Raw genomic sequence first — 21,501 nt, 5'->3', positions numbered from 1 at the left:
ATAGAGGCATCCTTTATACCTTATATAAACTTCTTGTTGGGTCACGATTTTGTCACGAGTTGTGGTTAACCACAACTCGGAGTAAAAAATTGCTTCAACATGATTATGATTATCTGGCTCGGACGATAGGCCCTTTGCCGGCTCCTTTGGCGCACTTTAAGATAAGCCTATAGTTTGTTGCAAAAGGTCTATATTTTGTACAGTCAGGGTCATGCTATAATAAGGGTGAGGTGATGACGATGAAAGTAACATTTCCAGTAGATTTTTGGTGGGGCGGGGCAACCTCTGGTCCACAGAATGAAGGGCGTTTCCATAAGCCACATGTCAATGTATTCGATTATCATTATGATACCAAGCCGGAAGATTTCTTCCGCTATGTAGGGCCGGATGTGGCATCCGATTTCTACCATTTATATGAGTCTGATATTGCCCTATTTAAGGACTTAGGTTTTAACAGTTTGCGGACCTCCATTCAATGGACCCGCTTGATTGATGATTTAGAGGAAGGGAGCTTGAATCCAGAAGGGGTAGACTACTACAATCGGGTCATTGATGCCCTCTTGGCAGCCGGTATTCGGCCGATTATCAATCTCCATCACTTTGATCTGCCTATCGAACTCTATGAGCGTTACGGTGGTTGGGAGTCCAAGCATGTCGTAGACCTTTTTGTGAAATTTGCGCGTCGGGCCTTTGAATGTTTCGGCGATCGTGTGACCGATTGGATGACCTTCAATGAGCCTATGGTAGTCGTAGAAGGCCAGTATCTCTATGGTTTCCACTACCCTATGTTGGTAGATGGCAAGAAGGCGGTGCAAGTAGCCTATAACCTACAACTAGCCTCTGCTAAGGCCATTCAAGCCTACCGCCAAATCAATCGAAATCCGGCAGGTCGAGTCACCATTGCCCTTAACCTGACGCCGGCTTATCCAGCTAGCCAATCTGAAGAAGATTTGGCAGCGGCGCATTTTGCCAACTTATTTGTTAATCGCCTCTTCTTAGATGCTTCAGTTAAGGGGCATTTTCCAGAGGAATTAGTGGCCGTTCTGGCTAAAGATGGCGTGTTATGGGAATCGACGCCAGAAGAGCTAGCCATTATCCGAGACAATCGCGTGGATTACATCGGGGTTAACTACTATCACCCTCATCGGGTCAAGGCGCCAGAAATTTCGCCTAACAGTTTAACGGTTGACTGGATGCCACAACGCTACTTTAACGACTATCAAATGCCAGGCCGGCGTATGAATGTGGATAAGGGTTGGGAAATCTATCCTCAAGCTCTCTATGATATTGCTAAGAACCTTCAAGACAATTATGATAATATCCCTTGGTTCGTCTCCGAGAATGGGATTGGCGTTTCGCGTGAGGAGCGCTATCTGGATCAGACAGGCATTATCCAGGATCACTATCGGATTCAGTTCTTCAGTGAGCACCTCTACTGGCTCAACCGAGCTATGCAAGAAGGGGCTAACTGCTTTGGCTACCATGTCTGGACGCCAGTCGATGGTTGGTCCTGGCTCAATGCCTACAAGAACCGCTATGGCTTAATCTCTAACGATATTCATACCCAGACCCGGACCGTCAAACAATCCGGCTGGTGGTTCAAGGATTTGACTGCTAATCACGGTTTTGAGTGGGAGGAAATGTCATGACCGAGTATCTACTAGTATGTGATGTCGGGGGCACGAGCGTTAAGTATGGCATCTTTGATGGGCAGGTGTTGAGCCATCAAGGCAAGTTTCTAACACCAGCGACTTGGGAGGAATTCCAGTCCGAGCTTGCTAAACTCCGCCAACAATTGGACCTACCTATCAAAGGAATCGGCTTTTCCGTGCCAGGGACCGTCTTGCCGGACAAGGGCCTTATCGAAGGCATAAGTGCCGTCCCTTATATCCATCATCGGCCTTTTGTTCAAGAGATGAGCCAGGCCTTCCAAGTGCCTGTCACCATAGAAAATGACGCCAACTGTGCAGCGGTGGCTGAAGTCCACTCAGGCGCTGCGCAGGGTGCTCAAGTAGTGGCCCTCCTAGTCTTAGGCTCTGGCATTGGGGGTGCCCTAGTCTTAAATGGTCAGCTCTACCGGGGGCCAGGGGGCTTTGCCGGAGAGTTTGGTTATGGCATGGTTGACTTCAACCGCCGGGTCAGCCCAACTATGAGTCCAGTCAATGTGGCGCGACGCTATAATGGGTCGAGCGACTTCAAGGCCCTCTTGGAATTGGCCACACAAGGTTATCCAGAAGCCAAGGAAGCCGTCAATCAAATGGTAGATGACCTGGCCCTCTTGATTCATAATCTCTATGTCTTTATGGATTTGCCGCTTATTTTGATTGGGGGCGCCTTGTCGGGCAATCAGGACTTCAGTCGGCTACTAGAAGAGCGGGTCAAGACCTTCTTAGAAGCGTCTGAAGTCCCCCATTACCCTCAGGTACGTTCTTGTGCCCATCAAGCAGATGCTAATCTGATTGGGGCAGGGGTAACCTGGTTGGCAGCTGCTGAACTTAGTGACTAGCCTGGCTTCCAAGGAGTCGAACTCATTTAGTATATATTTAAGGCATGACTGAAGTCATGCCTTTTTGCTTTGATCTGATGCGACTATAAAGCCTAGTAAAATATCTGCTTAATTTAGCAGCGAGAGAGGGGCTTAAAAAGTACAAGTGGCTTGCTAGAGTCTCGGGCGAAATAACTATTTGCCTATACGGGTTTAGTGCACAATGTATGATTTAATACCTATAATTTTTAATAAATTACCTATGATTTGAGGATAGGAAGCTCAAGGAGAATGGCGTATAATACAAACTGTAAACGTTAACAGAAAAGAGGAGTGACAATGGAAGCAGCGAAAAAAGCTAAAAGCTCCAAAAAACGACGCAAATGGAAACAAAATATACCCTTGCTCATTATGACTTTACCAGGGCTGATTTGGCTCATTTTTTTCTACTATATTCCAGTATTAGGGAACGTAGTGGCCTTTAAGCAATTCCGTTTCTCCAAGGGAGGATTTGTTCAGTCCATCCTCGACAGTAAATGGGTAGGGTTCGCCAACTTTAACTACCTATTTTCAAGTTCTAAGGCCTATCTCATTACCCGAAACACCGTCTTATACAACCTAGCCTTCATTATTATTGGCCTTATCTTCGCCGTTATGTTCGCGATTATTCTCAGCCAATTACGCAGCAAGCTCTTGGTTAAGACCATTCAAACCTCCATGCTCTTACCTTATTTCTTGTCATGGGTTATCATCAGTATCTTCGTCTTAACCTTCCTATCTACTGACCGCGGTCTTTTGAACCAAATGTTAGGGGATATGGGCATGAAGGCCGACACTAACTGGTATACAACACCTGATATGTGGCCACCATTCCTTGTCTTCATGGGGATTTGGAAAGGGATTGGTTATTCCTCCATTATCTACTTCGCGACCATCGTGGGGATTGACCGGACCTACTATGAAGCCGCTCAAATGGATGGCGCTAGCAAGTGGGATCAAATCCGTCACGTCGTGATTCCACATTTGGTGCCTATGATGATTATTCTGGTTATCTTGGGGATTGGGAACATCTTCCGGGCCGACTTCGGTCTCTTCTACCAAGTGCCACTTCAATCTGGTCCACTTAAGAATGTGACGTCCGTCTTAGATACCTATATCTATGATGGTTTGAAAAACGCAGGGAACCTGGGGATGACCACCGCAGCCGGGCTTTATCAGTCCTTCGTTGGTTTCATCTTGTTGCTGTCAGCTAACTTGATTGTGCGCAAGATTGATCCAGATTCTGCTCTATTCTAGGAGGTGCCACCATGACTCAGACCAAGAAAAAACTGGGCAAGGTATCGGTGGATACCTTCGGCCCCAAAGCTAACTTCTTCTTCAGTCTTCTGATGACCTTGGTTGGTTTGACGGGTGTCTTTCCCTTCATCTTTGTTATCATCTTATCGCTGACCGATGAAAACTCCATTGTGCGGAACGGCTATCGCTTGATTCCGGATGCCTGGTCTACGGCAGGTTACGAGTATCTCTTTACGCAAAGTTCTACCATCGTCAATGCCTTTATGGTGACAGTCTTCGTGACCGTGGTTGGGACCTTGATTAACGTAACGGTGACCTCGACTTATGCCTATGCCTTATCACGACCTTACTTCATCTTCCGCCGCTTCTTCCTCTTCATCATTTTGGTGACCATGTTGGTAGGGGCTGGGATGGTGCCAAGCTATATCGTGATGACTTCCTTGCTCAAGCTAAGAAACTCTATCTGGGCCTTGATTTTGCCAATGGCCTTGAGTCCATTCAACGTCATCATCATGCGGACCTTCTTCCGCAAGTCTATTCCTGAATCCATCATTGAATCCGCTCGGATTGACGGGGCAGGCGAATTTCGGATTTTCCGTCAAATCGTCTTACCACTGGCCATCCCAGGGATTGCAACTATCTCTCTCTTTGCGGCTATTGGTTTCTGGAACGACTGGTTTAGCGCTTTGCTTTACTTAGATGATCAAAACCTCTTCCCACTGCAATATGTCTTGATGCAAATCCAAGCCAATATTGACTATATCGTTAAAAATGCTGCCCAAGGGGCTTCGGCCGTATCGGGCGTCTCCATTCCGCGGGAAGCAACGCGTATGGCCATGGTGGTTATCTCAACCTTGCCAATCGCCTTAAGCTATCCTTTCTTCCAGAAATACTTTATTTCTGGTTTAACCATCGGTGGCGTCAAGGAATAGACGTGACCACCCCATTCTTACAGGTAATAACAATATAAAAATTTTAGGAGGAATCCACAATGAAAATGAAACGTCTTGTACGTAATATGGCTATGTCTGCTTTAGCAGCAGTATCTGTAGCTTCTGTCTTCACTCCAGCTGTTAAAGCTGAAGAGCCAACTACTATCACCATGTACCAAATCGGGACACCACCTGATAACTTGGATCAACTTTTGGCTAAAGTTAACGAAGCTTTTGTTCGTGACTTAAACCTTAAACTTGAAATCCGCTACCTAGGTTGGGGTGAGTACGATGACAAGATGAACGTGATGACCAACTCAGGTGAAAAATACGACATCGCGCGTGCTTCTGGTTATATCCAAAATGCTTCAAAAGGCGCTTATGCTGACTTGACCGACTTAATCAAAGAACACGCTCAAGACTCCTTCAAGTACTTAGACGAAGCTTACATCAAAGGGAACACAGTTGACGGCAAGATGTATGCTTTCCCAGTAAACGGGAACGTGTATGCACAAGAATTCTACACCTTCAACCCAACCTTCTTGAAGAAATATAACCTCAAACTAGACGGTATCAAAGAACTCAAAGACGTAGAGCCTCTCTTACAAACCATTAAAGACAAAGAACCTGGTGTAGCGCCTTTAGCTGCCGGTCGTGGTTGGCGTGTAGGGCATGACTTTGACTATGTCATTGGTGATGCCGTACCACTCGGGGTTTACCTCAAAGGCGACACCGCTAAGATCGTGAACCCTTATGAAGAAACAGATGCCTTCATTCCAGAAATCAAAGTAATGCACGAATTCTACGAAAAAGGCTTTGTTCCTAAAGATGCTGCCACTTCTGACCAAGGTTACCCATTAGATGCGGATACCTGGTTCATGCGTCGTGAAACAGTAGGGCCACGTGACTACGGTAACTACTTACTCCGTGCTGTTTCTGGTAAAGACTTAGAAATCGTGCCTCACGGCGACTCTATCATCAAGACAAACGCTCAAGCACGTATGTCTAACTTCGTTGTCGCGCAAAACTCTGACCACGTTGAAGAGTCAGTGAAATTGCTCAACTACATCAACTCTAAACCAGAAATCATGAACACCTTGGTTTATGGTCTTGAAGGCGAAAACTGGGAAAAAGTTGGCGAAGACAAGATCAAACTCTTGCCTAAGTACAACGAAGGCGCAACTCACATGTCTGCCTGGAACACAGGGAATGCTGCCTTGCTTTACAAGGATGAACGCGTCACACCAGAACAATTGGCTGCTTCTGAAAAAGGCTTGAAAGAAGCAACTGATTCTCCACTCTTAGGTTTCAACTTCAACCAAGAACCTGTAGCGGATGAAATTGCTAACGTCAACAACGTTGTTAACGAATATGTTGCAGGTCTCCACACTGGTACAGTTGACCCTGAAAAAGTATTGCCTGAATTCAACAAAGCTTTGAAAGACGCAGGTATTGATAAAATCAAGGAAGAAATGCAACGTCAATACGACGAATTCTTGAAAAACAAAAACTAATGCCTAATGAATGAGGCGAGGCTGGGACTCAGTTCCAGCCTCTTGTTGTTAACAGACGGCTCAAGCCTTGTGGCTCGGAAGCAGAAGTCGGGAGCTTTTGCACTCCCTCGGATCAAAGATTGAGGATTGAAAGAAAGGAAGAAAAGAGATGTCAGCCCCTTACCAAACCATTGATACTCGTTGGGGAACACGGAATAGTCACCGCTTGGGCCAGGGCAACACCCTGCCTTATACTGGGGTCCCCTTTGGCATGAACCATTTTGTTTTGGAAACCCGGCCTAGAGAGGCACGCTTTTTCCATCCGGAAGATGGGACTGCCTTTGGGATTCGTTTGACCCACCAACCCAGTCCCTGGATGGGCGACTTTGCCTGGGTGACTTGGCAGGTGGCCTGTCTAACGGATAAGGAGTGGGATCAACTTAAGAGTCCGTTGTCGGCTGAGGCCAGTCGAGAATTAGCAAGTTCTGGCTATCGCGGTGATTTAGCTCAATTTCGGCCAGGCTTTTTGTCCTATCAACGTTTACGGGACGGCTTGCAGGTGGCTTGTTGTCCAACGCGGGATGGGGCCAGTCTTAAGGTGACACCTGACCGGCGCTATCCTAAGGGACATTGGGTCATGAGCTTGGTTCTGGCACAAAGTGGCTGGTATGAGCTAGAGGGGCGTCAATTAAGCTTCTATACTAATCAACTAGCAGGTTCTAAGTATGGCCAGTATGGGCAATACAGTAGCATGCAAGCGCCTGAAGGTGTATCCTTCAAGCTTTGCCAGGTGGTGAGTTTGGGAGAGGGGCTTCAGCAACTTTGGCTAGAGTTGGACGGTATTGAAGCTGTCCCAAGTCAGTTCTTGCACTTGGAATGGGTGACCTCTTATATTAGCCCAGACCAGCTGGAGCTTAATTATCAGCAATCCAATTTCTTCGGCCAGTCCTGGGACCAGCAGTGCGCTCAGACGGAGGCCGCATGGGAGGCCTATCTAAGCCGTTTGACAGTTAGTCATCGAGAGGACAAGTTAGTCAATCGATTCTATCATTGTCTCTATCGGACGGCCACCTTCCCTCAAGCGGCCTATGAGTGGTCAGAGGCTGGAGAGCCGATTCATCAATCGCCTTATACGGGTAAGTTGGAGCCTGGTTACTTCTTCACCAACAATGGCTACTGGGACACCTTCCGGACTAACTACCCACTCTATGCCTTAATTGTGCCTGAAATGGTTCCACTCTTCCTAGAAGGTATTCTAGCGGTTGCCCGAGAAGATGGCTTCTTGCCTAAATGGCTGTCTCCTGATGAGCGGGGGCTCATGCCAGGTACCCTAGTAGATGCGGTCATAGCGGATGCCATCGTCAAGGGGTTAGTGCCTGAAGAATTAGCTCAGGAGCTTTATCAGGCCATGCTTTATACGGCTGAGACAGAGAGTGGCCACCACTTGGAAGGTCGCCAGGGGGCGGGTGACTATCGTCGTTTGGGCTATTTGCCAGCAAGCTACGGCGAGTCGGTTAATAAAAGTTTGGACTACGCCTATAGTGACTTCTGTATTAGTCAGGTAGCCCAGGCCTTGGGCGATTGGGAGAGAGCTAAGGACTACCGCCAACAATCACTCAACTACCGCCAGCTTTTCGATGACGAAAGTGGCCTGATGCGGGCCAAGGATCAAGAGGGCCACTTCCTAGACAGCTTTGTTAGCCAGGCCTGGGGTGGACCTTATACCGAGGGATCTGCATGGCAGCAGTCTTTCGCAGTCTATCATAATTTAGCTGATTTAGTGGCCCTACATGGCGGGGATGCTGCCTTCTACCAGCAACTGCAGGCCTTGGTTAATCAACCAGCTAGCTACCGGGTGGATGGCTATGGCTATGAAATTCATGAAATGTTAGAAATGGCCCGCCGCGATTGGGGCCAGCTTGCCCTGTCCAATCAGCCCAGCTTCCATTTGCCTTATTTGCCAATCTATGCTGGCTACCCACATATGGCCCATCAATTGCTTAAATCGCTCATGCTAGAAGCCTTTAAGTTGGAAGAAGAAGGTTATATTGGCGATGAGGACAACGGCTCCTTATCAGCCTGGTTTGTTTTGAGTTCTCTGGGAATTTATGCCGTCACACCGGGGACTAATCAATATGTCTTAGGGATCAGCATCTGGGACCGAGCCAGTCTCAACCTAAGTGAGGGACGGAGCTTCCAATGGACTACCCTGAATCCTAGCCAGGTACTCAATGTAGTTTTGAGCCGCCAATTAAATGGCCGAGATTATGCTGCTCACTTCCTGACTTATGAAGATATCATGGCGGGTGGCCAATTGGAGCAAGAACTTGGCTTGCTGCCGTCAATCAAGCCGTTGGAAGCATCTTTAAGACCGTTTTCTCTAGCGCTAAATGGCCAAAGGGAGTATAATAGTCTTGATTGTAAGATAGAGGAGGAAGCGCATGGAAACTAAACTTGTTGAGATGATGATGCGAGTCTACTATTGGATGAAGGGAGCCGCCTATTTCTGGTTGGGTTGGTTGGCTGGTTTGGGCCTTTTTGGCACTATGGCTAGTCTGACGGCCTTAACTGAAGCCCATCAAAAAGCTAAATGGCGGGCAGACCTGCTGACCTTCTCTAGTTTTTGGGATAGCTATAAGGCCAATCGTCGTGATAGTTGGGGGCTCAATCTCTTCTATACCCTCTTGTCTGTTTTCCTGTGCTGGTTGATTTTTATTACCTCTCAAATGCGAGGCCTGATCTTCTTGGTGGCCCTTGTTATCCAAGTGACGGTTCTAGTTCTGGTGAACCTAGCTTTGGTTGCAGAGAGTCAAATGCGGGTAGTCTACCAGGGGGAAGCTAGCCAATTCATTAAGTTTAGCTTCTTCCAACTCTTGGTGACGCCTCGTCCCAATCTCCTGACCTTGGTTTATAGTTTGGTTATTGTCTGGGTGGTGATGACCTTCCCAGCCTTGGCCTTTATCTTCGCGGTCCCTCTCTGGGTGACTAGCTTGTCGTCCTTCTATTTGAGAGAATGGCGCCGGCAAGGAGTGATTCCGCATGAGCCAGAAGAATCCCAACCGCTTTAGTCGGCTCTTACGCTACTATGCAACTCTGATTCTGGTCTTGGTCTTTCTTTTGCCTCTTGTAGCGGTCTACTTGCTCTATCAACATAACGTCAATAACGCCCTGGCGGAGCTTAATCTCATGCACTACCATATTCAGACAGAACTCAGTCAGGCTGACCAAGATACTCAGAAAATCGCGCAAAAACTGACGGAGTCAACCAAGCAGATTGAAGCCTTGCGTCATTATGCCAATTATAGCTACCAGGAGTCGCTAGAGAGCTTTCTAATGAACCGTCAGTACAATCTCTACTTGCCTGATAAGCTCTATCGACTTCATCGGGAGTTTCAAGATATTACCTCGATTGTGATCCATGTCGATAATGCCAAAGAACTGATTGTTTCTACCGCCGACAACACACGAGGCCGTAAGATGATGCCGTCTGATATAAGTAAAGAAGAGGGTCAAGAGATTGGCTTTGACCGCCCTTTATTTGACTTGCGTTCTGGCCATAGTTTGGGGCAGGTTCAGGTCAACTACCATGCTGATCGTTTCTTCCAAGGGCTGGCCGAGTCGCCGCTCTTAACCAAGGCTCAAACTGTCGTCGTCGATGCTAAGCTAAAACGCATGCTCCTAGAACGTGGCAAGCTGAGTCAAGACAAGCTACAAGCGGTCATCAAAGGAGAAAACTCGCTGTCTGGCTACCTAATCAGCCGCATGGAGACGGGCGAGGATCTACTGATTATTAGTCTCTTGCCTAAGTCGATCATCTGGCAACGGGTTACGGGTCCAGTATTAGTGATTACCTTGATTACCATACTTGTGGCAGTCATCCTCTTGGCCTTGCTTTATCGTTTCTTCGGGGCCTATTCTAATCAGGTTCATGATATGGTCACGACCCTCAAGCGAATTGGAGAAGGGCAGTTCTACTATCGTATTCGTGAAGCCGATAAGCAGGATGAACTTCGGGAAATTACCCATTCCATTAATACCATGTTAGACCAGTATCAGGTCAACATACAGGAACTCTATTCCATGGAAGCCCGCGAGCACGAAGCCATTCTCAAGGCTTTGCAGTCGCAAATCAATCCGCATTTTATGTATAACACTCTAGAGTTTATTCGCATGAGTGCCCTGACTGAGGGGGCAGATGAATTGGCCGATATCGTCTATGATTTCGCTGCCTTATTAAGAAATAACATTAGCGATGAGAAGGAGACGACCTTGGAGCGTGAGCTTTCCTTCTGTCGTAAATACATCCACCTCTACCAAGTGCGCTATCCTAACAAATTGCAGGTGGATATTGAAATGACATCAGAATGTCAAGCTTTCGTCTTGCCTAAGTTTACCTTGCAACCATTGATTGAAAACTATTTTGTGCATGGCGTGGATTTCGCTAGAAGTGATAATCACTTAGTCATCAAAGCCTGGGTGGAAGGCGTGGCCGACCAAGCTAGCCTGACTAGCAGGCTCTGGATTGAAGTGTCTGATAATGGGAGAGGTATGTCCCCGGAAACCCTCAGCGCCTTAAATCAAGGATTAAGAGAAGGAGCTCGACCCATTGAACCGAATAGCCGGCAGTCAATTGGAATCTTTAATGTGGCTGAGCGACTGCATCATTATTTTGGTGGCGAGGCTACTTTATCTTATCAAGTAAATGAAGAAGGAGGTGTCCGTGTATGGCTCAAGTGTCCTTTCAACCCACCCCACTCAGGGTCCTGATTGTGGACGATGAGTACATGATCGTCAAAGGTTTAGAACGCCTGATCCGCTGGCAAGAACTAGGCCTGCAACTTGTAGGGACAGCTGGTAATGGCCAGGAAGCCTTGGACTTAATGAGTCACCAAGCTGTAGATATTGTCATCACCGATGTCAATATGCCTAACGTGACGGGGATTGATTTTATTAGTCAAGCCAAGGAGCTGGGCCAGGACTTTGCCTTCATTTTTGTGTCAGGCTATCAGGAATTTGAGTACGTTAAGCGAGGCATGGAATTAGGGGCCAAGAATTATCTGCTTAAGCCTATAGACAAGGTAGAACTTCATCGGGTGCTTAGCCAAGTAGCCCAAGAAATTCGGGATAAGCGAGCCCTAGCTCAGGTTATTTCGGACCATGAGCAAGCTCAACTGACTAGTTGGTTAGAGACAGGCCAAGGGAGCTTACCTCTTCGTTACCAGGATGTCACTGCCCCCAACTGGCAGTGGGTTTTGGCACCAAAGACTTGTCAGCCCCAATTGTTGGCTACGGGCGGTTGGTCTATTATGGTGCTAGGTGACTGGCTACTAGGGATTATGCCCCAGTCAGATTCTAGTCAAAAACTTCAAGATAGTGGGATGCAAATACAGACTAAGCTTAGCCTAACCGACATTCATCATAAACTCCAAGCCTTCCTTCAGGCTGAAAGTCGACGGCTTTTCTATGAATGGGAGTGGGATGAAGAGAGAGCTAGGCAAATCTTTTGTCAGGATGAGAGCGAAAGTCCTCAGAGCGATCCGGCAACCGCCAAGTTAGTCGATCAATTAGTGGGCCATCTCTATGAAGCCATCGACAAGCAGAATAGTATTAAACTGGATGCGGACTTAGATAGTTTCTTGGCCTTTTGTCAGGAGCGGGAACTAGCGCCTCAGGAAGTGGTGCAATTAACGGCCTTGATTCGGCATTATTTTGATATTAAATCTAACCAGCATACCCCAACCAGTCTCCTAGATGAAGGGGCCAATCAGCCTCTGACTTTTGCCTTGCTAAGCCAACATCTCAAGGAGAGTTTAGATTTAGGTGGACGTGAGAAACGTCACCACCTCTATCCGCCAATAGTCAATGAAGTCTTGGCGGCTATCTATGAACGCTATAACGAGAATATCTCCATGAAGAGTTTGGCCGATGACCTCCATGTCAATGTCATGTACTTGGGGCAACTCTTCAAGCGTGAGGTCGGTATGACTCTGTCCCGCTATATCAATCAATATCGTCTAGCTATCGCTAAGGATTTACTGATTGCGTCTAAGCTGTCGGTGGCCCAGATTGCGGTCAAGGTTGGCTATCAGAATCAAGCCTATTTTTATCGGGTCTTTAAACAATCTGAGGGTGTCAGTCCTAAAGAGTATCGCCAACACTATCATGATCACCTTAAGGCTCAGGAAGATAAGCAAACGACACGGTAAGGGTTAGCCTTGCCGTGTTTTTATTTGGGGTAGGGACAGAGTCCTATGGGCTAACTGGGGCTCTTTTTAGCGAAAATACATTGTATTTTGACCCAATCAAGAGTAAAATAGTACTGATACAAAAGAATGCAAATCTATAGAAAAGGTGGCAGTATGATTTTGAATAAAGATATAGCCGGCTATGTAATAGACATCGTTGAAAGATTAAATCGGGGGCAGAAACAATTTTTCTGGGCCATCAGTGACTTAATAAGTTTTATTGTAGCCATTGTGGTATCCTATGTCCTCTTCTATACCTTGATTAACCCTAATCCCTTTGACTACATTGTGTATGTGGGGTTAACTTTTGCAATTTACCAAGTTTTAACCCATCTTATGGGCTTGGCAGCAAGTATGAGCCGCTACAATTCCCTAGATGAATTTATGAAGCTCTTTTCCACCATCGCCATTTCCAGTGTGGTGGGCTATGGCATTAGCTATGTCTTCTTGCCTCAGTTTTCAGTTCGATTCTTGGTTCTCTTCATTCTCTTGAGTACCTTCTTGGTTTTTGCGCCACGTTTGATTTGGCAGCTCTTATACTCCCAACGAGATCGCGGCCAGGAGGTGGCGACCAGTCGCCGAATTTTCCTAATTGGGGCTGGGGACGGAGGCGCGGCCTTCATGAACAGCTATCAACCCCAAACCAGTGATTTGGACATCGTGGGGATTTTGGATAACGACCTCAATAAGAAGGGACAACAGTTAAGTGGTGTGCCGGTTTTAGGCCGTTATGATGATTTAGCCAGCCTGGCCAAAGAATATGATATTGACGAAGTCATCGTGGCTATCCCCTCTCTTGAACCGCGCGAATATGAACGCATTCTCGAAATGTGTAATGAGGCGGGCTTAACCGTCTATAAAATGCCTAAGGTTGAAGATGTTATTCAAGGGGCTGGCCCACAACGCAATGGGATTAAGAAAATTGACATTGTAGACCTCTTGGGTCGTAAGGAAATCCGCCTAGATGAGTCATGCCTGGACCAAGAGTTAAGCCATAAAACCATCTTAGTGACCGGGGCAGGTGGCTCAATCGGGAGCGAAATCTGTCGCCAAGTGAGTCGCTTCAAGCCTAAACGCGTGATCCTCTTAGGTCATGGCGAAAACTCCATTTATCTGATTTACCATGAATTAATTAAGAGCCATCCGGAAATCGAATATGTGCCCGTTATTGCAGATATTCAAGATTACCCACGCTTATTACAAGTCTTCCAGGATTATCAACCAGCTATCGTCTATCATGCAGCAGCTCATAAGCATGTGCCGATGATGGAGCGTAACCCTAAGGAAGCCCTCAAAAATAATATCCACGGGACCTATAATGTGGCCAAGGCAGTCGACCAAGCTGGTGTGCCTAAGATGGTCATGATTTCGACAGATAAGGCGGTCAACCCACCTAACGTGATGGGGGCAACTAAACGTGTAGCCGAACTGATTGTGACTGGCTTCAATAAGACCAGTCAATCCACCTATTGTGCCGTTCGTTTCGGTAATGTCTTAGGTAGCCGAGGCAGTGTCATTCCAGTCTTTGAACGACAAATTGCTGCAGGTGGACCTTTGACGGTGACCGACTTCCGCATGACCCGTTACTTTATGACCATTCCGGAAGCTAGTCGCTTAGTCATTCATGCCGGGGCATATGCCCGCGACGGTGAAGTCTTCATCTTAGATATGGGTGAACCTGTTAAGATTTATGACTTGGCTAAGAAAATGGTCCTGCTTAGTGGCCATACTGAAAAAGAAATCCCAATTGTTGAAGTAGGCATTCGTCCGGGTGAGAAACTCTATGAAGAGCTCTTGGTGGCGTCAGAATTTGTTGATAACCAAGTGCATGATCAAATCTTCGTCGGCAAGGTAAATACCATGCCGCTGGCTACCATTGAAGCTAAAATGGCAGAATTCGATAACTTAGAAGGCGATGTCCTCAAAGAAGCCATCATTGGCTTCGCCAATCAAACTACTCAAGCTGACTAGGAGGCCCCCATGATGAAATCAAAACTCCAGCATTTGCTTTTAATCCTCATCTTGGGCCTAGTGGCCAGTCTGTGGCAAGGACCTCAGGTTCAGGCGACGCCTGAATCGGGGCCAATGTCTTTCCTCTTTCTGGGGATTGACACGGGGGAGCTGGGCCGGACAGAACAAGGTCGTTCCGATACCATCATGGTGATGACCCTGAACCCTAGCCATAAAACCCTACGCCTCGTTAGTCTACCGCGAGACACCTATGTCAATATTGAGGGCTACGAGGGCATGGATAAGCTCAACCACGCCTATGCCTATGGTGGTGCGGAGTTATCCAAACTAACCGTCGAGCACTTACTAGGCGTCCCCATCCAACACTATTTAGCGCTTAATATGAAGGGGCTAGAAGATTTGGTGGATTTAGTGGGCGGAGTAGAAGTAGTGCCACCTGAAACATTTACCATTGATGGCTATGAATTTTACCAAGACACGCCGGTTTATTTAGATGGCCGGACAGCCCTCTACTATGTGCGAGATCGCTTCTCTTCAAGCGGTGACTATGTCCGCCAAGCCCGTCAACGACAAGTGCTAGAAGCCCTGATGCATAAGGCACAAGATGCCTCTTTTAAATTAGATCCTTTGAAAGTGGCCTCTCTTATGACATCTGTCTCGACTGACTTGTCCTTGGATCAACTCATGGGGCTTTTCAATCAATATCGCCAAGCGGGCCTACAACTTGAACTAGGTCAATTGCAAGGGCAGGGACAAACCATTAATGGCATTTATTACGATATCCCTGACCAAGCCTCTCTAGCTGAATTACGCACGACCTTACTGTCTGACTTGAAAGAATAGGAGACATCTCATGAAGAAAATTAGAAAAGCTGTTATTCCGGCGGCCGGCTATGGAACGGGCTTCTTGCCAGCCACTAAAGCCTTCGCTAAGGAAATGCTCCCGATTGTAGACAAGCCTATTGTCCAGTTTATTGTGGAAGAGGCCATTGCGTCTGGTATCGAGGAAATCTTGATTATTACGGGTAAAACCAAACGGCCTATTGAGGACCACTTTGACTCCAATATCGAGTTGGAAGACAACCTCCGCTCAAAAGGTAAGGCAGATTTGCTTAAACTAGTGGAGGGGACCACCCAGGCTAATCTCTTCTTTGTTCGCCAGTCTTATCCAAAGGGCTTAGGAGATGCGATTTTAGCGGCTAAGGCCTTTGTGGCAGATGAGCCTTTTGTGGTCATGTTAGGTGACAACATTATGACGGGGCAGCAACCTGTCACTCGTCAGCTCATGGATCTCTATCAAGAAACTCAAACGGCCAATGTGGCCATTATGGAAGTTTCTGATGAAGAAGCTGAACAAATGGGGATTGTTGAATTAGGCAAAGTAGTCGACAATCAAGTGGGCTTACCGGTTCATCACATTAACAATATGGTGGAAAAGCCCAAGGCCAGTGAGCTCAAGAGTCACATGGCCATTGCCGGACGTTATGTCTTGCCACCTGAAATCTTCGATCTCTTGGAAGACCTGCCTGTAGGTAAGGAAGACGAAGTTCAACTCACGGATGCCCTTAACAAACTCAATCAGACCCAACGTGTGTTGGCTGTTCAGTGTCAAGGTAACCGCCATGATGTTGGCAACAAAATGGGTTATATGCGCTATATGGTGGAGTATGGCTTGAGTCACCCTGAAACCGCTGCGGGGCTAAAGGAATATATCAAAAATATAGCAACAACATTACGCTAGAATAATGGATAATATGGAGGCTAAGACCTAGGTCTTAGCCTTTTGCTTTATTTGGCCCTTAAGTCTAGGTATGAGAGTAGCGAGAGCTAGTAAAAGTTTGCTCAGCATTTGCTAGTAGTTTCTTCTATCATTTAAATAAAAGTGATGGTTAGCTTCTGAAATTTATTTTGAGAAGTATAGAATTTTTGGGTGACAGGTGCTATAATAAAGTGATGCAATAAATAGGAATTTATCAAATTCTATAAGGAGGACGCCCCACAGTGACCACGAAAGATCGTGATTTGAAAAAATTCTTAATTTGTATGGTTGACTTGATGGGTGTCATCTTGGTCGGCCTACTCTTAACCACCAGCCGCTCACCACGACTCCACATGGATATGGACGATGTCAATACCTTGTTACTGATTCATATAGCAGCCTTCTATGTGTCCAATCAATTTAACTCTTTGTTTGACCGCGGCTACTTGGAACAACTCAAGTCAGTTATTATTTATTCTATCTATTTCCTTGTCGGCATTACCATGATGGTCTTTATGTCTAAGAACCACTTCTATATTGCTCGGACGGCGTCCTTGGTTTTCGTGACGCTAAATGGGCTTTTGGTTTATGCTGTTCATTCCTCGATTAAATACTATTACCAGCACCTCTATCCAACCCTCAAATATTCGCGCAAGGTACTCTTGGTGACGACATCGGATCGCCTAGAACGTATTGCGGCTCGCTTTGAAGCCAGTAGAGCTTGGGGTGGGCAGATTTGTGCCATTGCGCTCTTAGATAAACCAGAGGAATTGGCCTTACCTAAGATTTTCCAAGATAAGCTCATCCTTTCTGTAGATGAGCTCGAGCCCTATGCGACTCAGAATGTGGTCGATGAAGTCTTCCTTAATTTGTCTCGTGATTTTGATGAGCAAATTGCGGATTACCTCTTACTCTTCCAGTCCATGGGGATTGTGGTCAGTCTCAATATCTCAGCCTTTGAGATTCCCCTTAATTCGGACCGCCGAGTTCGTAAGCTAGGCAAGTACAGTGTCTTGACCTTCTCCACTAAATTCTATGACTACAAATGGATGACCATTAAGCGGGCTATTGATATCTTGGGCGCCTTAGTGGGCTTAGTCATTACCTTCTTAGTTGGCCTAATCTTAGTGCCTTTGATTAAGTTAGAATCTAAGGGTCCTGCTATCTTCGCCCAAAATCGTGTGGGCCGTAATGGACGGGTCTTTAAGTTCTATAAATTCCGCTCCATGTATGCTGACGCTGAAGAGCGCAAGAAGGAATTAGAACAATACAATCAGATGAAGGGTCTCATGTTCAAGTTAGAAGATGACCCACGTATCACCAAAGTCGGTCGCTTTATTCGCCGGACTAGTCTAGACGAGTTGCCACAGTTCTACAATGTTCTGATTGGTGATATGAGCTTGATTGGCACCCGGCCGCCGACCGAGAGTGAGTTCAAGGCCTATTCTGCTGGCCATAAGAAGCGCCTCAAGTTACGGCCTGGTATAACTGGGCTCTGGCAGGTAAGCGGACGTAGTGATATTACTGACTTTGAAGAAGTGGTTCATTTAGATGCCGAATACATTGATAACTGGTCCTTGTGGCTAGATTTCAAGATTCTCTTGAAGACCGTTAGAATTGTCCTCCTAGGCAAAGGAGCACGTTAAAATAGCACTAGAAAAAGATCGGCTACGGCCGGTCTTTTTGTCTGTCTATGGAAGGTTACTAGCTCAGTAACAGAGACAGTCAAAAGCCAGGTGAAAAGTTCACTGTACAAATATTTCCTTCCTCTAGCTAACTTATGGTATAATAAGTCGAATACAAGAGAAAGGTGAGGAGAAGATGTTGGATTGGTTTCATCAATTCTTAGTGGATAAGCCTTTAGTTCGACTCCTGGATATTGCCATAGTCTGGTACATTATCTATCGTGTCTTACTCTATGCACGTAATACACGGGCAATGAACTTATTAAAAGGGGTAGGCATAATCTTAGCCGCTAAATTTATTGCCTCGGTTGTAGGCTTGCAGACCATCGATTGGTTGCTGCAACAAGTTATTTCTTGGGGTGTGGTGGCCGTGGTCATCCTCTTCCAACCAGAATTGCGCCGTGCCCTAGAATCTATCGGGCGAACCGTCAGCTCTCGCTCGCGCAAGGGATTAGAGCATGATCCAACTGCTCGTTTGATTCAAGACTTAGACAAGAGTATTTGGTACATGTCCCGTCGTAAAATCGGGGCGCTGATTTCCATCGAACGAGAAAATAGCCTGAATGAATACATCCAAACGGGCATTCCCATGGATTCAGCTATTTCCCATCAGCTCTTAGTCAATATCTTCATCCCCAATACGCCACTCCATGATGGGGCCGTTATTATCGCGGGCCATCGCGTGGCAGCAGCTGCCTGCTATCTACCTTTGTCTGGTAGTCAGGCCATTCCTAAGGAATTAGGGACACGCCATCGGGCAGCGATTGGTCTATCAGAAGTCACAGACGCGGTCACCTTGATTGTCTCAGAAGAGACAGGCGGGGTCAGCTTAGCTATGAGAGACCATTTGCACCGGGATGTAGACCCTAAGGAGCTCAAGGAACTCCTAAAACGTTACTTAAGTAGAGACGACCAAGGCGATAACGCTGAGTCTAGTCGTAACCGCCTGGTTAATGATCTCTTGTCATTCTTTAACAAGCAGAAAGGTGGTGCCGCATGAAGAAGCTTTGGAATAGTCGTTGGTACGACAATAAATGGTTCTTGCGGATTGCTTCTCTAGTCTTTGCGGTTTTCCTCTATGGCATGGTCCAGGCAAGTAGCCCCTCAGTGACTAGCCTATCTAATTTGCAGCAAGTAGTCAGTGTGGATACAACCGAAACCATCTCCAATGTGCCAGTTAAATTAGGTAAGCACGACGACGACATTTTCGTCAGCCAACTGCAAGAAACCGTGACCGTTACCCTAACGGGTCCTAAGAATATCGTCTCTTCGTTAGCCAGTGGCAATTTGGTTGTCCAAACCGAAGATTTAACCGGTATTGAGACAGGGCAACAAACCCTCAAATTAGAAATACCTGGCTTGCCAGACAGTGTTAAATATCAGATTAACCCATCGCGGGTAGTCGTTCAGGTCGCAAGACGTAAGACCGTAACTGTACCAGTAGAATATGAAATCGAAGAAGGTACCATTGCCTCTGGTATGGAAGTTGGAAATGTGACGCTCAACCCAAGTCAAGTTGAGTTAACGGGCAACGAGGAAAATATCAATAAGGTGAAACGCGCCTACATCCGCATCAGCAATGCGACGGCTCACAACCGGTCCTTTAGCGGTAAGTTCAAACTCCAGGTAGTAGATGCTGACAACAAGCTCTTGGATGTTAATGCCAATGTCAGTGAAGTAGAAGCTCATGTGGAGCTTAACGCCCAACAGCGTAAGACGGTCAACTTAGTAGTGGCCGCGCAAGGCGAATCCAATAGCTATCGTTACCAATATCAATTGGTAGATGCCAGTCAGATTGCCCTTCAAGGATCGGCATCGGTTCTAGAAAACATCCGCAATATTAAGGTCAATGTAGACGTCAGCAACCTGACCTCTAGTGCTACCCTCAAGGGTCAGTTAGAACTGCCAGAGGGTGTCACCGCCAATCTCTCAGGTCCCGTTTCAGTTGCTGTGACGGTCACCCCAATCACAACGGATACCAGTGATACTACCAGTAGCACACCTGCCGCTAGTTCCAGCAGCGCGGTGGAAGAGGCCCCAACAACCCCCAATCAAAATGGTGGCAACGCCAATCCAGGTGTGACAGAAGACAATAACGCCAATCCTGGCGGCCAAGATGTCGAATAAGTTTAAGACATCCTTAGATTAGTTGATAAGAAGGAGAACATAAACATAATGGGAAAATACTTTGGAACTGACGGCGTTCGCGGCGTCGCTAATACGGAATTAACACCGGAGTTAGCCTTTAAACTAGGCCGGTGCGGGGGTTACGTTTTAATGCAACATGCACCAGAACAGGCGCATCCACGCGTCTTGGTGGCACGCGACACCCGGATTTCTGGCCAATTACTAGAGCAAGCTTTAGTAGCCGGCCTTTTATCAGTAGGGATTGAGGTTATGCAATTAGGCGTCATCTCGACGCCAGCAGTAGCCTACCTGACCCGTACGCAGAATGCGGCAGCAGGGGTTATGATTTCTGCTTCCCACAACCCAGCTTTGGATAATGGGATTAAATTCTTCGGTTCTGACGGTTTCAAACTTTCTGATCAACAGGAAGAAGAAATCGAAGCCTTAATTGATGCACCAGAAGATACCTTGCCGCGACCAAGTACCGATGGTCTTGGGACTATCGATGAGTTCCCAGAAGGGGCCATCAAGTACTTGCAATTCTTGCAATCGACTATTTCTGGCGATTTGGAAGGCATTCGTGTCTGTATCGACGCAGCCAACGGGGCTACAGCACCTCTGGTTAACCAACTCTTCGCTGATTTGGAAACTGACTTCTACACCATGGGTGACCGTCCTAACGGCATTAACATTAACGATGGCGTAGGGTCTACTCATCCAGAAGGCCTGCAAGCCTTCGTCAAAGAAAAAGGCGCCATGGTTGGTTTGGCCTTCGATGGGGATGGCGATCGTCTGATTGCAGTAGATGAGAATGGTGAATTGGTTGACGGGGACAAGATTATGTTCATCTGTGGCCAACACCTTAAATCTAAAGGCCGCCTAGAAAAAGACACCATCGTATCGACGGTTATGTCCAACATTGGCTTCCACAAGGCCATTGAAGAGCATGGCATGGTCGCACTTAAAGCCCAAGTGGGTGACCGTTACGTAGTAGAAGCCATGCGTGAAGGTGGTTATGTCCTTGGGGGCGAACAATCTGGCCACATCGTCTTCCTTAACTTGAATACAACTGGGGATGGCCTCTTAAGTGCCGTGCAACTCTTGGCTGTAATGAAGGAAACAGGTAAGCCTTTATCTGAATTAGCAGCTCAAGTGACCATCTTCCCGCAAAAACTAGTGAACATTCGCGTACGCGACAAGCATACGGTTATGGATGAACCAGCTGTTAAGGCAGTGATTGAAGCCGTTGAAGCTGAAATGAATGGCGACGGACGTATCTTGGTTCGGCCAAGTGGGACGGAGCCACTCTTACGGGTTATGGCTGAAGCCTCAACCGACGAGAAGGTGTCCCGATATGTGGATACCATTGCCGATGTCATTCGCGCTGAACGCGGAATCGAATAAGTCAAGCATTAGGTTGGGACCTTGGGGTGCCAACCTTTCTTGTTATTGACTAGCTCGATTGAAAATTTAGCGGATAAGGGCTATAATGTCCAATGACGATCATG

The 21,501-nt window shown here is 46.9% G+C and carries 16 protein-coding genes; all 16 read left to right on the top strand.

The window, feature by feature from the left end; genetic code table 11:
• Positions 1–239: 239 nt before the first annotated feature.
• The 16 genes from GCWU000182_RS03110 to glmM all read left to right on the top strand — a co-directional run bounded on the left by GCWU000182_RS03110 (position 240) and on the right by glmM (position 21,397).
• Positions 240–1,649: a glycoside hydrolase family 1 protein gene (locus GCWU000182_RS03110; protein ID WP_035363966.1), complete on the top strand. Its 1,410-nt coding sequence runs from the start codon at positions 240–242 to the stop codon at positions 1,647–1,649.
• Complete coding sequence (locus GCWU000182_RS03105) at positions 1,646–2,506, top strand: ROK family protein (RefSeq protein WP_023391292.1); 861 nt, start codon at positions 1,646–1,648, stop codon at positions 2,504–2,506. Before GCWU000182_RS03110 ends, GCWU000182_RS03105 begins: the two co-directional genes overlap by 4 nt.
• A 318-nt stretch (positions 2,507–2,824) precedes the next feature.
• On the top strand, positions 2,825–3,781 hold the full coding sequence (locus tag GCWU000182_RS03100; RefSeq protein WP_023391291.1) for an ABC transporter permease: 957 nt from the start codon (positions 2,825–2,827) through the stop codon (positions 3,779–3,781).
• Positions 3,782–3,792: 11 nt separating this feature from the next.
• Positions 3,793–4,713 (top strand): carbohydrate ABC transporter permease, encoded by a 921-nt coding sequence (locus GCWU000182_RS03095; RefSeq protein WP_023391290.1) that lies wholly within the window; start codon positions 3,793–3,795, stop codon positions 4,711–4,713.
• A 59-nt stretch (positions 4,714–4,772) separates the two neighbouring features.
• Complete coding sequence (locus tag GCWU000182_RS03090) at positions 4,773–6,227, top strand: ABC transporter substrate-binding protein (protein WP_023391289.1); 1,455 nt, start codon at positions 4,773–4,775, stop codon at positions 6,225–6,227.
• A 148-nt stretch (positions 6,228–6,375) separates the two neighbouring features.
• Positions 6,376–8,658, top strand: coding sequence for a GH92 family glycosyl hydrolase (locus GCWU000182_RS03085; RefSeq protein ID WP_023391288.1), 2,283 nt, complete (start codon positions 6,376–6,378; stop codon positions 8,656–8,658).
• A complete protein-coding gene (locus GCWU000182_RS03080; RefSeq protein WP_023391287.1) occupies positions 8,648–9,274 on the top strand; it encodes a DUF624 domain-containing protein in 627 nt (208 codons plus the stop codon). Before GCWU000182_RS03085 ends, GCWU000182_RS03080 begins: the two co-directional genes overlap by 11 nt.
• Complete coding sequence (locus tag GCWU000182_RS09570; RefSeq protein WP_023391286.1) at positions 9,246–10,973, top strand: sensor histidine kinase; 1,728 nt, start codon at positions 9,246–9,248, stop codon at positions 10,971–10,973. Before GCWU000182_RS03080 ends, GCWU000182_RS09570 begins: the two co-directional genes overlap by 29 nt.
• On the top strand, positions 10,931–12,412 hold the full coding sequence (locus GCWU000182_RS03070) for a response regulator transcription factor (RefSeq protein ID WP_023391285.1): 1,482 nt from the start codon (positions 10,931–10,933) through the stop codon (positions 12,410–12,412). The genes GCWU000182_RS09570 and GCWU000182_RS03070 overlap by 43 nt, the downstream gene beginning before the upstream one ends.
• A 153-nt stretch (positions 12,413–12,565) precedes the next feature.
• The gene (locus GCWU000182_RS03065; RefSeq protein WP_396229687.1) at positions 12,566–14,422 is read left to right on the top strand and encodes a polysaccharide biosynthesis protein; all 1,857 of its coding nucleotides are present in this window, start codon (positions 12,566–12,568) and stop codon (positions 14,420–14,422) included.
• Positions 14,423–14,434: 12 nt separating this feature from the next.
• Positions 14,435–15,265 carry an LCP family protein gene (locus GCWU000182_RS03060; RefSeq protein WP_035363964.1) on the top strand — a complete coding sequence of 277 codons (831 nt, stop codon included), beginning with the start codon at positions 14,435–14,437 and terminating at the stop codon, positions 15,263–15,265.
• 10 nt (positions 15,266–15,275) lie between these two features.
• The gene (galU, locus tag GCWU000182_RS03055) at positions 15,276–16,163 is read left to right on the top strand and encodes a UTP--glucose-1-phosphate uridylyltransferase GalU (RefSeq protein ID WP_023391282.1); all 888 of its coding nucleotides are present in this window, start codon (positions 15,276–15,278) and stop codon (positions 16,161–16,163) included.
• A gap of 260 nt (positions 16,164–16,423) precedes the next feature.
• The gene (locus tag GCWU000182_RS03050) at positions 16,424–17,827 is read left to right on the top strand and encodes a sugar transferase (RefSeq protein WP_035363963.1); all 1,404 of its coding nucleotides are present in this window, start codon (positions 16,424–16,426) and stop codon (positions 17,825–17,827) included.
• Between the two features lie 175 nt (positions 17,828–18,002).
• A complete protein-coding gene (gene cdaA / locus GCWU000182_RS03045) occupies positions 18,003–18,866 on the top strand; it encodes a diadenylate cyclase CdaA (RefSeq protein WP_023391280.1) in 864 nt (287 codons plus the stop codon).
• Positions 18,863–19,993, top strand: coding sequence for a CdaR family protein (locus GCWU000182_RS03040; RefSeq protein ID WP_023391279.1), 1,131 nt, complete (start codon positions 18,863–18,865; stop codon positions 19,991–19,993). Before cdaA ends, GCWU000182_RS03040 begins: the two co-directional genes overlap by 4 nt.
• Before the next feature lie 48 nt (positions 19,994–20,041).
• Complete coding sequence (glmM, locus tag GCWU000182_RS03035) at positions 20,042–21,397, top strand: phosphoglucosamine mutase (RefSeq protein WP_023391278.1); 1,356 nt, start codon at positions 20,042–20,044, stop codon at positions 21,395–21,397.
• Positions 21,398–21,501 lie beyond the last annotated feature (104 nt).

This window comes from Abiotrophia defectiva ATCC 49176 (genome assembly GCF_000160075.2).
In the GTDB taxonomy this organism is placed as follows: domain Bacteria; phylum Bacillota; class Bacilli; order Lactobacillales; family Aerococcaceae; genus Abiotrophia; species Abiotrophia defectiva.
The sequence above is the reverse complement of the archived record's forward strand: the minus strand, read 5'-3'. Positions and strand labels throughout refer to the sequence as shown.